Here is a 14,501-nt window from a genome sequence, read left to right as displayed (position 1 = left end):
ATAAAGATATATTGTTAACATTAGTAAAAAACCTGAAAAGTATCGGGGGAAAGTAACTGCTATGGGTCGTGTAGGCGTCTTATTACTCAATCTCGGTGGCCCCGATAAGCTAGAGGATGTTGGGCCGTTTTTGTACAACCTATTTTCCGATCCGGAAATTATTCGCCTACCGTTTCGTTGGTTGCAAAAACCCCTAGCTTGGTTCATAGCCACCCGACGAACCAGAACATCTCAAGAAAATTATAAGCAAATCGGTGGTGGTTCCCCACTGCGGCGGATCACAGAAGCCCAAGGTGAAGCCCTAAAAGAACAGTTGGGTTATTTGGGGCAAGAAGCTAATATTTATGTGGGAATGCGTTATTGGCATCCGTATACAGAAGAGGCGATCGCCCAACTCACCCAGGATAATGTAGAACAGCTAGTAATCTTACCACTTTATCCGCAGTTTTCTATCAGTACTAGTGGTTCCAGCTTCCGGCTTTTAGAAAAGCTTTGGCAAGAAGATCCTAAACTGCAACGCATTGATTACACCGTCATTCCTTCCTGGTACAAACAACCAGGCTACCTCCAAGCAATGGCGGAACTTATAGTCCAAGAATTAGACCAATTTCCCAACCCAGATGAAGTTCATGTCTTCTTCAGCGCTCACGGCGTTCCGAAAAGCTATGTTGAAGAAGCAGGCGACCCCTATCAACAAGAAATTGAGGAATGTACTGCCTTAATTATGCAGACCCTCAATCGACCCAATACCCACACCTTGGCTTATCAAAGCCGCGTCGGCCCAGTAGAATGGATACAGCCTTATACTGAGGATGCCTTGAAAGAACTGGGCACGCAAGGCGTGAAAGATTTGGTAGTCGTGCCCATCAGTTTTGTCTCAGAACACATTGAGACACTACAAGAAATTGATATTGAGTATCGAGAAGTCGCAGAAGAAGCAGGAATTCACAACTTCCGTCGCGTACCTGCTCCCAACACCCATCCAGTATTTATTAATGCCCTAGCCGAACTAGTAATTGATGCGCTGAAAAACCCCAGTTTCAAGCTGTCGCAAGCAGCCCAAATGAAAAAAAGGGTGAAGATGTATCCCCAAGAGCGTTGGGAGTGGGGTTTAACTACTAGCGCCGAAGTCTGGAATGGTCGCATTGCCATGCTCGGCTTCATTGCTCTAATCATCGAGCTGATTACCGGTCACGGTGTATTGCATATGATTGGAATTTTGCAGTAAAGGGCATTGGGCATGGGGAAAGGGAAAAGGGTAAGGGGAAAAGGGGAAAGATTAAATTTATTCCTTTTCCCTTTAACCTTTTCCCCTGCCTCAAGAGCCTTCCCTGCTCCCTCATCTTTATGCCCTATGCCCCACTCCCTTGTGATACCAGTCATACCACTGCTTGGCGCTACGAACTGCAAACCACAACAAAATTAAAGCAATTAATCCTCCTTGCCAAGGAGCATCAAAGGCAAAAAGTACTAGAGCAATACATAAGGTATCTTGAAGAAATACTGCCCACAACGGTAAGCCGCGTAACCGATAGAACCAACCAACTTGAACTAGTTGGAGTACCAAAGCTAACAAACCGCCAGTTAAGCCAATCAGCCAGTGTGGTGTTGCTGTGGCAGAAGCTACCGCTAACCCCATAATTGCCCCTACAAGAGGAGACATTGATAACTGAATCATTTGTAGCAGTCTTTGTCCCCATAGCTTTTTTGAGGCTAATAATTCAACTAACGACCAACTGGTGAGGCAGGTTAATAATATTGGCTCAGAAATATGAGATAAAATCGGCACTTGCGACCAGAGGTTACTACCCTGCAACAGCCCAATAATCAGTAAAGGTGTGCCTATTCTCATTCCTGCTGCCGCTGAGGCAGAGAGTGTGGCTAGGATTTCAATCATCAAAGCACTCGCAGCACAAATAAATAAGTAAGTATTTGTTATGTATACTACCCACCGTTAGTAGTAATTACAGCAGCAGATTGAAAGTGTTTTTTGGGAGTGGGGAGCAGAGGAGAGATGGGGAAGTGTGGGGAGTGTGGGGAGAAATGAGGAGATAGGGGAGTGTGGGGAGTGTGGGGGGAAATGAGGAGATAGGGGAGTGTGGGGAGTGTGGGGAGTGTGGGGAGAAATGAGGAGATAGGGGAGTGTGGGGAGTGTGGGGGGAAAGAGAATTAATGCTTCCCCATCCTCCCACACCTCCCACACCTCCCACACCTCCCACACCTCCCACACTTCCTGCTTGCCCCATGCCCCATACCCAATGAAATTTAAATCCCTAGCCGTTGGTAAACTTGTTCTAAATGCCGCAGATGTTGTTGGGGGTCGAAACACACCTCTAATTCTGCTGGGGACAATTTTTCGGTAACACGGGGGTCTTTGCTAATTAAGTCTTGGAAATTGCCTTCTGGCTTGTTCCAAGCGGCGTGAGCGCTTCCTTGAACGATCGCATAGGCTTCTTCGCGGCTCAATCCCTTGTCTATCAAGGCAAGTAGCACTTTTTGGCTGAAGACAACACCGCCGTAGCAGTTAAGATTTCGTTCCATGTTCTCAGGATAAACCAGCAGGTTTTTCACTAAGTCGGTAATTTCTGCAATCATAAAATGTGTCAAAGTGCAAGCATCTGGCAAAATTACCCGTTCTACGGAACTGTGGGAAATATCCCGTTCGTGCCACAAAGCTACATTTTCCAAGGCTGCACCGGCATGGCTTCTCACAAGTCGTGCGATTCCCGTCAGCCGTTCTGAGCGGATGGGATTGCGCTTGTGTGGCATGGCTGACGAGCCTTTTTGACCTTTGGCGAAGAATTCTTCGACTTCTAGAACGTCTGTTTTTTGGAGATTCCGAATTTCCACAGCAAAGCGTTCGATGGATGCCGCTAATAGCGCTAATTGCTGCACATAGTCGGCGTGGCGATCGCGGGAAATTACTTGTGTGGAGGCGGTATCGGGTTGCAGTCCGAGTTTTTGGCAAGCGATCGCTTCTACACGCGGTTCGACGTTGGCATAGGTGCCCACTGCACCAGAAATCTTACCCACGGCAATGGTTTGACGCAGAATTCTCAGGCGTTCTTGGTGCCGCAAAACTTCTGCTAACCACCCAGCTAGCTTGAAACCAAAAGTGATCGGTTCGGCGTGAATACCATGCGATCGACCAATCATCACTGTATGACGATGTTCCTGTGCCTTTTGGCGAATCGCACCAATCAAATCTTCCACACGTTGCAATAACACATCCAAACTAGCAACCAATTGCAGTGCTAAAGCTGTATCCAGTACATCGGAACTGGTTAACCCCAGGTGAATATAGCGTCCGGCATCCCCAACATATTCATTGACATTTGTCAAGAAAGCAATTACATCGTGGCGAACTTCAGCTTCAATTTCTAGCACTCGCTTTGGATCGAAATCTGCCTTGGCTTTAATTTCTTCAACAGCCTCAGACGGAATGTAACCCAACTCAGCCTGAGCCTCACAAACTGCGATTTCTACTTGCAGCCAGGTTTTTAACTTATAGGCTTCACTCCACAGATTACCCATTTCGGGCAGAGTATAACGCTCAATCACAATCTGGCACAGAATACAACGGCTATATTTTACAGTCTAATTAGTGTACATCGCTTTTTAACTCTACTTTTTGCCCAGCGATGGAATTAGGCTTTGAGTCTGAGGTAATGATACTAATCCTACCATCAGCTTCCATATACGCCAATTTTACATCAGCCAAAAATTCGACACCTTGCTGACGTAACTTGCTCATCAATTCCTCTTCTGTAATTAATTCTCGTTGCAAATGCCGCTCAATCATCCGGCCGTTTTTAACCAGTAAAAGCGGTGGCGGATTCATAAAACGTTGAAATTGCGGAATTTTGTAGCCTAGCCAGTTGAGCAAATAGCTCCAAAAAATCACAGTTCCTACCAAGATAGCGCCCTCAGTAATTGACGTATAATTAGTTGCCATAGCGTTTTGGGCAGCTTCAGCAAATAACACAACTACCAGTAAATCTGTAATTCCTAAAGTTCCTAATTGGCGGCTAGGAAGCAAACGCAGCACCGAGAACAGCGCTAAGTAAACCAGCGACCCCCGTATAACCAATTCCGAGACGCTAATACTAGGAACAAAGATTGCTTGCCAATCGATAAAAAACAATTTGTTCATTAACACTTATTTTCTCTCTTTATAGTATTTTCATCTTTTTGAGAATATCGAAAATAATCTACATAGGCTGTATTTTTCTAATTAATGTATCGCCTTGAGAGTAAGCGTTAATTATTTTTTCTCAAAAGTCGATGGAGTAAGCTTTCATAGTCCCGGTTGATGCACTATGGTTTAGTGTAATCTGTCTAACTGCAATTTGCTGTATTAGAAAAAGATTACTTTTGCTCATGAATGAGAAATATGACAGTAGAAATTTTACTGTCATATTGAAGAAGCAAGGTCTACGACGGGCTACGCCTACACAGCTTTTTTGCTTTCACAGATTAATTAATTACATACTAATTACCTTGATTTTTCAACAACTAAAAATGCTGGGATCTTCTTTTATATCTCAAGGGTTTTGGTTTGGTAAAATTGCGAATTAAGCGGCTCATTAATTTAGAAAATGACCGTTTGTTATTACTTTGCTTTTTCTGAGCAGTATTATTGCTATTTGTTCCTGTATCGGTAGAAGTTTTATTGTTAAGAGGTACGGCATTTTTAGTAGGTGTGATCCCACTTCCGTGCCTTCTGGAATACACTTGGGTAAACTCAGCACCAAAGAAAAGAATCTGGGCTGCATAATTAACCCAAGCTAAAATTACCACCAGTGAACCGGCAGCACCATAGGTTGAACCAAAACTGCCATTACCTAAATATTGTCCTAATAAAAATCTCCCGATGGAAAACAAAAAAGAAGTGAGCATAGCTCCAATTAAAACATCACTCCAAGCAATTTTTACATCTGGTAGAACTTTGAAAATTAGTCCGAACAGGAATGTAGTGATGGCGAAAGAAACGATAAAATTGATAATCTGCCAGAGGAAATCAACCCCTGGTATTAAATTACTAAAGTAAGTAGCTAATGCTGCTAAAACCGCACTAATTACCAGAGATACTAAAAGTAAAAAACCAATACCTAACACCATTGCAAACGATAGAAAGCGTAGGCGAATCATGTTAGTTACAGTGCGTCCGGGTTTCGGTTTTACTTCCCAAATTGTGTTGAGGGAATCTTGCAATTCGGTAAATAAACCAGTAGCACCTAAGAGCAAAACTCCAACACTAATAATCGAAGCCATCACACCCGTCTGTGGTTTGTTAGCATTCTGAATCGCTGTTTGGATGAATTCTGCACCCTCTGGGCCGACTAAACCTTGAATTTGTCGAACAATTTCACCCCTTGCCGCTTCTTCTCCATATACTGCACCGGCGATCGCAATTACGATAATTAGCAATGGTGCAATAGAAAAAATCGTGTAATAAGCTAACGCTGCGGCTAACCGAGAGGCTTTATCCTCACTCCATTCCTGAAATGTCTCTTGGAACAACTTCCAAATCGCCTGCAAATTCATTGAGCCAGTCTCCTTGTAAGGGATGTTGTTTAGTCCCTGATATATTGGATACTGATTTGCTAATTAGCCACATCTTCCCAAGGATGTTAGTGTAGCTTCCTTGAGGAGTAATTTAGTAAGAAAGAATTCAGAATTTAGAATTTACAATCAATTGCAGTGCAAGCCGATAAAAAATTGAGTTGAGAATAAGTAATACCAATTCGTAATTCGTAATTCGTAATTACGAATTGGTATTACTGCATTTTGTCCTGAACTTCTTGCTCATTGAGAGAACTTTTGAGGAGTATAACTGTAGCAATCAAATTATAAAGTCCAATTTTCCAAAACTAAATTAGGTACTTGAGAAAAGTCCCGATTGTTCCGTGTGACCAGAATTCCATCGACAGAAAGAGCAATTGCAGCAATCCGTAAATCCTGGCGACCAACTTTAATCTTTTGATGGAGTAAATTCGTATATAACTCTTGTGCTTTAGGAGTAAATCTTAATATATTGAAGCTTTTCAAACTATCAAATGTTACCTGTAGTTTCTCATAAGGCGAAACTAAATCATTAGCAGCCGCTCGTCGAATAACTTGAAATCGTCCCCGAAGTTGTTCTTCGACAGTGACGATTGTAATCGCTATTTCCCTAGCGTCAATAATGTTTAGGCGACGAGCAATTTCTAAATTTCCTCTTTGGAAAAGAGAAACACTATCAGTATCGAGAATCCAAAGACTCAATTTGCTTGCCTCTATTTATCAGAATCTGTTGCATCTTCCGCAGCATCTAATTCTTGACGATATTCTTGAATATACTGCCCAACTGCATCAAAGTCTGGATCGTCTTTAAATACCCCTGCAAATTTCATCCAAGGCCTTTGAGATTGCTCAGTTTGAGGTATTTTAATCTTCATCGGAATGATTTCAACTTTTTGCATACGCTCAACCAAAAGCTGTTCTAGCATCAAGAGTGCTTGTTCGCGATTTGCTGCTTCAACATGATACTGTGGCAGTTCTAAAATAGATGCGATCGCACTACCATCTTCTTTAGTCTCCAGCAAAATATTGACTTTTAAATTAGCGACCTCTGATTCTGCTAAATTATTCATTTTCATAAAGTTTGGACTCTCACTCATATATTAGAATCATAGAGCAGATTTCAAGTTGGTGAAGTACAAAACCTCACTCTCAAAGCCAAATATCAAGCTTGTCTGACTCCTGAGTTCTGAATTCTGGCTCCTTGTTACTGCATTCTATCAATTGTGCGATATTGAATTGCTTCTGCTACATGATTAGGTTGTAGCTTTTCCTCTGCCGCCAAATCTGCAATCGTCCGTGCAACTTTGAGAATGCGATCGCTTGCCCTTGCTGATAAACCTAATTTTCTAATTGCGGCTTCTAATAAATTGCGACTTCCATCATCTAGCTTGCACCATTTTTGCAGATGACTACTCTGCATTTGGGCATTGCAACGCAGATTTGCTTCTGCTTGAAAACGGATACTTGCGCGATCGCGTGCTTCTTGTACTCGTTGACGCACCGATGTTGATGCTTCTCCCGTCGGTTGTTGGGTAATTTCTTCTGGTTTTAAGCGATTCACCGCCACTTGTAAATCAATTCGATCCATCAACGGCCCAGAAAGTTTTGCCCAATATTGCTCGCGTTGCCGCGGAGAACAAGTACACTGTTGGATAGTATCGCCATAGTAACCGCAAGGACAGGGATTGGTACTCGCTACCAAAGTAAACTGTGCGGGAAACATGACTGATAATTTGGTGCGGGAAATGGTTACGTAACCATCTTCTAGAGGTTGGCGGAGAAATTCTAAAACATCGCGTTTAAACTCTGTGAGTTCATCGAGGAACAATATGCCATTGTGAGATAAAGAAATTTCCCCAGGACGAGGAAAGCTACCACCGCCTACCAGAGAAGGGCCGGATGCTGAGTGGTGGGGACTGCGAAAAGGGCGATCGCGTACTAAGGAACCGCGATTTTTCAATAAACCAGCCACCGAGTGAATCCGAGTCACCTCTAAAGATTCGGCAAAACTTAAGGGCGGCAAAATTCCCGGTAAGCGGCGTGCTAACATAGTTTTCCCACTACCAGGCGGCCCGACAAAAATAAGATTGTGTCCACCAGCCGCAGCAATTTCTAAAGCACGACGCGCATGAGTTTGTCCTTTAACATCTTGTAAATCTGGGGAATGTAGAGACGTTACATGTAACGTCTCATTATCCGACATCTGCACAGGTTTGTAACGCCCTGGATTATTTAAAAAGTTCACCACATCAGACAGATGTTGGCAGCCGTAAACAGCCAAACCTTGAACCACTGCGGCTTCTTGGGCATTATCAGCAGGGAGAACTAAACCTGTAATTCCCATCTTTTCGGCAGCAGCAGCGATCGGCAACACACCAGCCACCGCACGCAAACTGCCATCAAGAGATACTTCCCCTAAGAATAAATAATCCCCTAACAAATCAGCGCTAATTTGCTCAGAAGCCGCCAAAATTCCCACACTAATAGGTAAATCGAAACACGGTCCTTCTTTGCGTAAATCTGCCGGAGTTAAATTGATGACAATTTTTCGCATAGGAAAAGCGAAACCTGCATTTTTCAGCGTTGCCTTCACTCTTTCTCTTGATTCTTGAATCGCTGAATCTGGAAGGCCCAAGACAACAATTCCCGGTAATCCTCCTGATACATCGACTTCCACACCTACTTTAACAGCATCGATACCGACAATTGATGCACTCCAGACTCTAGCAAGCATTTGTTATATAACAGTAAACCTTTAGCATCTCTAGCAAATGAGTCAGGAAATTGGCATGGGTGAAACCACAGAGACAATTGTCCCACCAGTCATTTACGGAAAAATCCCATAACTAAGGATAAAAAAGATTTTCTCCTCTCCTCCCCACTCCTTACAGACAAGGGCTAATCGCGTCTCTACTCACTTTCCACTCTCTATTTTCAACTTTCTTTTACACTGGCTCCAGAGATTTTTGATAGGCAGACTCAATAATGTTCAGCAAATCTGGAATATCAAATGGTTTACTAACAAAATAGGAAATACCTAGAGATGAGGATAACTCTTCTAAATATCCATAAGCTGTAACCAATACAATTGTTAAACTAATTCCTCGTGTTTGGAGATGCTGATAAACTTCACTTCCTGTGAATTCAGGCATCCTGTGATCTAAAATCAATAAATCTGGCTGTTCGTGAAACACTTTTTCTAAAGCTTCTTTGCCATCTTTGGCTTGTTTTACTTCCCAGCCTTCTTGTTCGAGTAAAAAAGCAAGTAGAACTCGACTATCGTTATCATCATCTGCAATGAGTACTCTACGCGTAACTAAATTATCAGTTTTCATAGTCCCTTTTTCCTATAGGTAAGGTAAAAATATATGAAGTCAAATCTGATTGAGAAATATTTAATCCGGGAATTGAGTTAAAAGTGACTTTTACCAATTCAGAATGCACTATTCTAGCCATCTCCACTTCTACTATCCCACCTTTGCTGGCGCTTTCAAAAGCAGATAAAAAATAACTAAACAGCTTACGTAAAAGACTTTTTAAATCAGCCAATACTATAATTTTTTCTGAAAAATGTATGACAATTTCCACTTTGCGAATTGCGGCTTCAGTTGATAAAATATCGGCTAAATCCTGCACAACATCGGTGAGTACCAAGAGTTGGGGTGTACCACGTTCTAAAGATGCTAACTCGCGCCAAACTTTAGCACGGCGGCGAAATATTTGAATTGATTTCTCTGCCTGTTGAAGCAATTGCATCGCATAATCTAAAGTGTTAACAGCCACCATTCGAGATATGATTTCAAGTTTCAGCTTTGTTGCCTGATGTGCTTGGATAATATCCTGACGCAGGTTTTCTAACGGCTGATAGTCATCGGGATTTGATGCCAATACATCACGAACATCTTTTTCGAGGCTAGCTACCAAAAATTCTGCTTCAATACCGTGGGAAGCACACAGTAATATCTCTTTCAGGCGTTGTCCTGCATCTTGATTGCGTACTGAAATACTAAAGACTCCAACAATTTCTCCTTTGTCATTACGCAGAGGAGTTCCCTGACAAGTAAATGGGTAAAATCCATCAATAAAATGCTCTGCTGCTACGATTTCTGTGTAATTTTCTTCAGCTAGTGTTGTGCCAATACCATTAGCACCAGCTACGGCTTCTGATAGTAAGGCTCCAGGTAAAGGAAATGGTTCTGGCCCATGTATAGTCTGTTCATCGCCAATTACATCTAGCAAGATAGCCTCATGATTGCTTAGCATTACTGCATGACGCTCCCTCCCAGCTGCTTGTGATAGTATTCGGAAATAAGGACGAACTGCATTGAGTAAATAACTGTGTTTTTCTAACAAACGTTCTGTATCTAAACTTGATAGCCTCTCTGCTTGCAGAGTGTGGGGATTAGCTCCTTGGAGGTGCGATCTTTCCCAAGCACGATAGATATCTGCACGCAAAAGATCGGGTGGTATTGCGCCTATACTTCTATATATGCGCCCTGCTTCTAATACATTAGTTGTTTGAGAAGACATGGCTCTAACTACTCTTAGCAGTAGATTGATTTTAATTTTCTAGATTTTAATATCAGTTAGACAGCAAGTAAGCGAATATTTTAGTTTTATTTTTTGTTTTAACTAGGTTTGGAAAAAACTCAAAATTCTTGAGTTAATAACAACATATTGAGCTACACAACCTTACATAGATATCAAAGCAAAACGGTACAGTAAAAATACGGAATTAATCGCTGAGCATTTAGAAAGTGACTGTACGTTATCAGATCGGGTATGATTCATGTAAGCGATCGGTGTAGTCACATAGGTTAGAACAGTGTGATTGCTCAAAGCTTTGAAGCAAATAATTTTTACTCACGACTCAGCACTGACTCAACGCCTCGCTTCCGCTAAAAGCACTTTGCTATAACAGTGGTTGCGCTTACCCCTCAAAAGTTGAGTAATAACGTACAGTGACCGACCTCAACAATCGGGTTATACTGTACGGTTACGTATGAAAATCTTTTATTTACGCACTTATTGGTTCTATATAACCTTGAATATTTTCAGGCTCAAACTGGCGCAGCACACGAGTTGCCTGATGAATTAGTTCTTCAGTACCCTTGACTATAATCAAATACTTCCCCTCATTCAAGCGATTACGATAAGGTAAAGCATCCCCAATACCTTTAGTTAAACCTATACCTCCACCAACAAAATAAGCGCCTAATGCACCAGCAATGGCTCCTAAAACCCCGCCAATAATATGATTCCCAAGTGTACCGACTGTAGGCAAAATTTCAATGTCAGTTAAATAGTTAAAAGTATAACCTGCAACAAATCCAAAGACTATCAGCCAATAAAATGAACCTTTTACTCCTTTTTTGGCTTGTTGATTCAAATCAATTAATTTATATTCGTCAGCACTTTTATAGCCACTACCTAAAATGTCAATTTGGTTATCTAATAAGCCTTTTTCTACCAACGCAGAGTAAGCTGCTTCAACTTGTATCCGGTCTGGTAAAACTGCAACAACGTAATTCATAAACTACCTCAACTTATTTACGAATTCAAATCTATTGAGGGTTGTAAAAGTAGCATGGCTGCTTTTAAAAAACAGATTTTATCTGAATTTTGTTTTGTCTTAATTCCAAAATTTACTCAAAAACTAAGTAAAAATCATTATTCACTGGAAAACTGAACAGTATTTTAATTGACCATCGCCCCAGTTTTATTTTTTCGCTGTACTTTACTCAATGCCAGCTAATATATTCCGCAAGTTACTAGTAGCTTAAACTTTGTGTCTTGGATTAGCTTAGCTATATTTTAGCAATTACAAGATATAAAAAACTAAAGTCAGATGATTAATGAAGAGTACGGAAAAAGATAATTATTGTATCGTTTTCCAAAAATCTAACTTTTGGTAAATGGCTAAAAGCCAGTGAGATATTACTAGTTTTTAGTTACTAAATAGCGGATAGGGCGGGCACTGTTACCCACCCTCATTACTCTAACTTGCTACTTCTTCAGTGGCAGTTGCGGCTGAGTAAACACTAACTTTTTTACGGGTTTTACCCTTTCTTTCAAAGGTTACTACGCCGTCGATTAAGGCAAACAGAGTGTCATCGCTACCAATACCGACGTTGTTGCCAGGGTGAAATTTGGTGCCGCGCTGACGCACGAGAATGTTTCCTGCACGTACAGTTTGACCACCATAGCGCTTAACACCTAGACGTTGGGCGTTAGAGTCACGACCGTTGCGTGTACTACCTGTTCCTTTCTTATGAGCCATGATTTCCTTTTATGTATCTACTTCTGTTTTCTTTATTATTCTGCAACGGTTTGAGCTTCTTGAGCAGGAGCGTCTTCTACAACAGGGCTTTCATCCGTTGCTGCTGGGGCGCTAAACACCGTACCGTTAAGAGTAATGGAGTCAATGAAAAGCCTGGTAATTTCTTGTCGATGTCCGCGCTTTTTGCGGGTTTTCTTTTTCGGCTTCATTTTGTATACCAGGACTTTACGACCTCTGAAATGTCGCAGTATAGTCCCTTCTACAGTCGCACCTGACACTCGTGGCTGTCCAATGGTGACTTCGCCATCATTCTGCACCAATAATACTGAATCTATTGTAACTTTTTCATCTGGTTGGGCTGTCAGCAGCTCAATGTCGTAAAACCGCCCTGGCTCTACTCTTATTTGTTTGCCGCCAGTTTCAATAATTGCGTAGGTCATAGAATTGTCCTTGAAGTTGCCGTACAGGTAGCTGGTTTCGATCTTCTTTCGAGACGCTTTTGCCAGCTTTTGTTATGTGTCTACCTGTTCCGAGCGGAATTAGACAGACAATCTATAATCATATTCTATTAAAAGGTTTTGAGTCAAGCAATTTAAGCTATAGCAGTAGTCAGTGAGATTAGGACATCAACTGATTGTTAAACATCAGCATCAGAGACTTTTAAGCTTATTGCCTGCACTGAGTTTCCACTGCGCTCAACTAAGTAGGTCGGTGTTGAAAATTGTCGTTATGACAAGGCAGAAAGCAGCAATTCGACAAGCTCACCGACCGGACAGAAGACACAAGGGAAGAGCTTTTTGGACAACTTTACTTTTTGTTACATATTTTGGTTTTTTTACGCTGTTCTACTTACCGCTTGTCCAAGTATTGCCTATTGCTTGTTCCCTGCTATGTAAAAAAATGACTCTGAAATTCAGAGTCACTATAAAAATTGCAGTTGAAAACTCTTTCAACTTTCACAATTTGCTGGGGTGTAAGTGTGAAAGTTTATTTTTTATCAGCTTCAGCGATTGGTACCCATTCAGTATGGAAGGTTCCGGGCTTATCAAGACGCAGGTAAGTGTGTGCGCCGAAGTAGTCGCGTTGTGCTTGAGTCAGGTTTTGGGGTAGGCGATCGCGGCGATAGCTGTCAAAATAATCCAAGGATGCGCTAAATGCGGGCACTGGAATTCCCAGTGTTGCAGCTGTCGCAATCACTTCCCGCCAAGCTGTCTGTCTGTCGAGAATTGTCTGCTTAAATTCGGGAGCTAACAGCAAGTTAGGCAAAGTTGGATTTTCGCTAAAAGCTTTCTTAATCTTATTCAAAAAGCGAGCGCGAATAATACAACCACCTTTCCAAATCCGCGCCATTTCGCCCAGATTCAAATTCCAGTTATATGTTTTTGAAGCTGTAGATAGCAAGGCCATCCCTTGAGCATAAGAACAGATTTTTGAGCAATAGAGAGCATCGCGTACTTTGTTGATAAAGTCCTTGGTTTGCCCGCTATACTTGCCACTGGGGCCTGTGAGGACTTTAGATGCTGCTACCCGTTCTTCTTTGATAGAAGATATAATCCGAGCATTCACAGCTGCTGTGATTGTGGGAATCGAAACTCCCAATTCCAATGCAGTTTGCACAGTCCATCGTCCAGTTCCCTTTTGACCTGCTGCGTCAACAATCAAGTCCACCAGGGGTAGATTTGTTTCTGGGTCAATGTAAGGGAAGATATTCTTCGTAATCTCAATCAAAAATGAATCGAGTTCGTCGGTGGTGTTCCACTCAGCAAACACCTCATGTAGCTGATTATGGTCTAATCCAGCGGCATTTTTGAGCAAGTCGTAGGCTTCAGCAATTAGCTGCATATCGCCATACTCAATGCCGTTGTGTACCATTTTTACATAGTGGCCAGAACCACCAGGGCCAATGTAGGTTACACAAGGGCCGTCATCGACTTGGGCAGCAATTTTGTTGAAAATTGGTGATAGATACTCGTAAGAACTGGTTGTACCACCGGGCATTAGTGAAGGGCCGTTTAGCGCCCCTTCTTCACCACCACTGACGCCCATACCAAGATACCGCAGTCCAGCAGGTTCTAATTCTTGAGTGCGTCTTTCTGTATCTTCAAACCAAGAGTTACCACCGTCGATAATGATATCGCCTTCATCTAGCAAAGGTCTGAGTTGAGCAATCACCGCATCTACTGGCTTACCAGCTTGCACCATCACAAGGATTTTGCGGGGACGTTCCAATGAGGCGACAAATTCTTCTAGGGTAAAAGCGGCTTTGACGTTCCGTCCTGGCGCACGCTGCGCCATAAAGGCATCCGTTTTTTCTCGGGAGCGGTTGTAAACTGCAATTGGGAAGCCATTACGTTCCACGTTTAGAGCAATATTCTCGCCCATAACGGCTAGTCCAATCACACCAAAGCTTTGTAGTGTCATAAATTTGTTTGGCTAACTCTTGCAGATCCTTTCATCTTTTAGGGTAGTCCGAGATTTTCGTCGATCTCCTAAAGAAGACCTTAAGAGTTGATCTCAACGACAAAAATCCACAACTAACACAGATAATTAATTTTAAGTTGTATCTAAATCAACAATTGAGATGGGAAACTGGGGACTGGGGGCTAGGGATTGGGGAGCAGAGGAGAGATGGGGAAGTGTGGGGAGTGTGGGGAGA

At 42.2% G+C, this 14,501-nt stretch carries 15 protein-coding genes; 1 reads left to right on the top strand and 14 read right to left on the bottom strand.

Annotation, left to right across the window (positions count from 1 at the left end):
* Window positions 1-61: 61 nt before the first annotated feature.
* Complete coding sequence (gene hemH, locus H6H03_RS02705; RefSeq protein WP_190953608.1) at window positions 62-1,228, top strand: ferrochelatase; 1,167 nt, start codon at window positions 62-64, stop codon at window positions 1,226-1,228.
* 117 nt (window positions 1,229-1,345) lie between these two features.
* Here the strand turns inward: hemH and H6H03_RS02700 are convergent, their stop codons facing one another.
* The 14 genes from H6H03_RS02700 to gndA form a co-directional block, all read right to left on the bottom strand.
* A complete protein-coding gene (locus H6H03_RS02700; RefSeq protein WP_190953607.1) occupies window positions 1,346-1,897 on the bottom strand; it encodes a DUF4126 domain-containing protein in 552 nt (183 codons plus the stop codon).
* A gap of 67 nt (window positions 1,898-1,964) precedes the next feature.
* On the bottom strand, window positions 1,965-2,246 hold the full coding sequence (locus H6H03_RS02695) for a hypothetical protein (RefSeq protein WP_190953606.1): 282 nt from the start codon (window positions 2,244-2,246) through the stop codon (window positions 1,965-1,967).
* A 19-nt stretch (window positions 2,247-2,265) separates the two neighbouring features.
* Window positions 2,266-3,561, bottom strand: a complete 1,296-nt coding sequence (purB, locus tag H6H03_RS02690; protein ID WP_190953605.1) for an adenylosuccinate lyase — start codon at window positions 3,559-3,561, stop codon at window positions 2,266-2,268.
* 40 nt (window positions 3,562-3,601) lie between these two features.
* A complete protein-coding gene (locus tag H6H03_RS02685; protein WP_190953604.1) occupies window positions 3,602-4,153 on the bottom strand; it encodes a DUF421 domain-containing protein in 552 nt (183 codons plus the stop codon).
* 362 nt (window positions 4,154-4,515) lie between these two features.
* Complete coding sequence (locus H6H03_RS02680) at window positions 4,516-5,547, bottom strand: YihY/virulence factor BrkB family protein (protein WP_190953603.1); 1,032 nt, start codon at window positions 5,545-5,547, stop codon at window positions 4,516-4,518.
* 303 nt (window positions 5,548-5,850) lie between these two features.
* On the bottom strand, window positions 5,851-6,267 hold the full coding sequence (locus H6H03_RS02675) for a type II toxin-antitoxin system VapC family toxin (protein WP_190953602.1): 417 nt from the start codon (window positions 6,265-6,267) through the stop codon (window positions 5,851-5,853).
* 11 nt (window positions 6,268-6,278) lie between these two features.
* The gene (locus H6H03_RS02670) at window positions 6,279-6,641 is read right to left on the bottom strand and encodes a hypothetical protein (protein ID WP_190953835.1); all 363 of its coding nucleotides are present in this window, start codon (window positions 6,639-6,641) and stop codon (window positions 6,279-6,281) included.
* 128 nt (window positions 6,642-6,769) lie between these two features.
* Window positions 6,770-8,299, bottom strand: coding sequence for a YifB family Mg chelatase-like AAA ATPase (locus H6H03_RS02665; RefSeq protein ID WP_190953601.1), 1,530 nt, complete (start codon window positions 8,297-8,299; stop codon window positions 6,770-6,772).
* 211 nt (window positions 8,300-8,510) lie between these two features.
* The gene (locus tag H6H03_RS02660) at window positions 8,511-8,900 is read right to left on the bottom strand and encodes a response regulator (RefSeq protein ID WP_190953600.1); all 390 of its coding nucleotides are present in this window, start codon (window positions 8,898-8,900) and stop codon (window positions 8,511-8,513) included.
* Window positions 8,890-10,095, bottom strand: a complete 1,206-nt coding sequence (locus H6H03_RS02655; protein ID WP_190953599.1) for a sigma-54-dependent Fis family transcriptional regulator — start codon at window positions 10,093-10,095, stop codon at window positions 8,890-8,892. The genes H6H03_RS02660 and H6H03_RS02655 overlap by 11 nt, the downstream gene beginning before the upstream one ends.
* Window positions 10,096-10,582: 487 nt before the next feature.
* The gene (locus H6H03_RS02650; RefSeq protein WP_190953598.1) at window positions 10,583-11,098 is read right to left on the bottom strand and encodes a hypothetical protein; all 516 of its coding nucleotides are present in this window, start codon (window positions 11,096-11,098) and stop codon (window positions 10,583-10,585) included.
* Window positions 11,099-11,563: 465 nt separating this feature from the next.
* Window positions 11,564-11,845 (bottom strand): 50S ribosomal protein L27, encoded by a 282-nt coding sequence (gene rpmA, locus H6H03_RS02645; protein WP_190953597.1) that lies wholly within the window; start codon window positions 11,843-11,845, stop codon window positions 11,564-11,566.
* Window positions 11,846-11,880: 35 nt separating this feature from the next.
* Complete coding sequence (gene rplU, locus H6H03_RS02640) at window positions 11,881-12,285, bottom strand: 50S ribosomal protein L21 (protein ID WP_190953596.1); 405 nt, start codon at window positions 12,283-12,285, stop codon at window positions 11,881-11,883.
* A 547-nt stretch (window positions 12,286-12,832) separates the two neighbouring features.
* Window positions 12,833-14,266, bottom strand: coding sequence for an NADP-dependent phosphogluconate dehydrogenase (gndA, locus tag H6H03_RS02635; protein WP_190953595.1), 1,434 nt, complete (start codon window positions 14,264-14,266; stop codon window positions 12,833-12,835).
* Between the last annotated feature and the right edge of the window lie 235 nt (window positions 14,267-14,501).

Origin of the sequence: Nostoc paludosum FACHB-159, assembly GCF_014698835.1 — a bacterium.
Lineage (GTDB): Bacteria > Cyanobacteriota > Cyanobacteriia > Cyanobacteriales > Nostocaceae > Nostoc > Nostoc paludosum.
This window is presented reverse-complemented; position numbering and strand designations above follow the sequence as displayed.

What these genes read in the sequence shown, in the direction of transcription:
- gndA (WP_190953595.1), bottom strand. Translation starts at nt 14,266, where the DNA reads ATGACACTACAAAGCTTTGGTGTGATTGGACTAGCCGTTATGGGCGAG.
- H6H03_RS02695 (WP_190953606.1), bottom strand. Translation starts at nt 2,246, where the DNA reads ATGGGGCAAGCAGGAAGTGTGGGAGGTGTGGGAGGTGTGGGAGGTGTG.
- rplU (WP_190953596.1), bottom strand. Translation starts at nt 12,285, where the DNA reads ATGACCTACGCAATTATTGAAACTGGCGGCAAACAAATAAGAGTAGAG.
- H6H03_RS02660 (WP_190953600.1), bottom strand. Translation starts at nt 8,900, where the DNA reads ATGAAAACTGATAATTTAGTTACGCGTAGAGTACTCATTGCAGATGAT.
- rpmA (WP_190953597.1), bottom strand. Translation starts at nt 11,845, where the DNA reads ATGGCTCATAAGAAAGGAACAGGTAGTACACGCAACGGTCGTGACTCT.
- H6H03_RS02670 (WP_190953835.1), bottom strand. Translation starts at nt 6,641, where the DNA reads ATGAAAATGAATAATTTAGCAGAATCAGAGGTCGCTAATTTAAAAGTC.
- H6H03_RS02700 (WP_190953607.1), bottom strand. Translation starts at nt 1,897, where the DNA reads ATGATTGAAATCCTAGCCACACTCTCTGCCTCAGCGGCAGCAGGAATG.
- H6H03_RS02685 (WP_190953604.1), bottom strand. Translation starts at nt 4,153, where the DNA reads ATGAACAAATTGTTTTTTATCGATTGGCAAGCAATCTTTGTTCCTAGT.
- H6H03_RS02655 (WP_190953599.1), bottom strand. Translation starts at nt 10,095, where the DNA reads ATGTCTTCTCAAACAACTAATGTATTAGAAGCAGGGCGCATATATAGA.
- H6H03_RS02650 (WP_190953598.1), bottom strand. Translation starts at nt 11,098, where the DNA reads ATGAATTACGTTGTTGCAGTTTTACCAGACCGGATACAAGTTGAAGCA.
- hemH (WP_190953608.1), top strand. Translation starts at nt 62, where the DNA reads ATGGGTCGTGTAGGCGTCTTATTACTCAATCTCGGTGGCCCCGATAAG.
- H6H03_RS02665 (WP_190953601.1), bottom strand. Translation starts at nt 8,299, where the DNA reads ATGCTTGCTAGAGTCTGGAGTGCATCAATTGTCGGTATCGATGCTGTT.
- H6H03_RS02680 (WP_190953603.1), bottom strand. Translation starts at nt 5,547, where the DNA reads ATGAATTTGCAGGCGATTTGGAAGTTGTTCCAAGAGACATTTCAGGAA.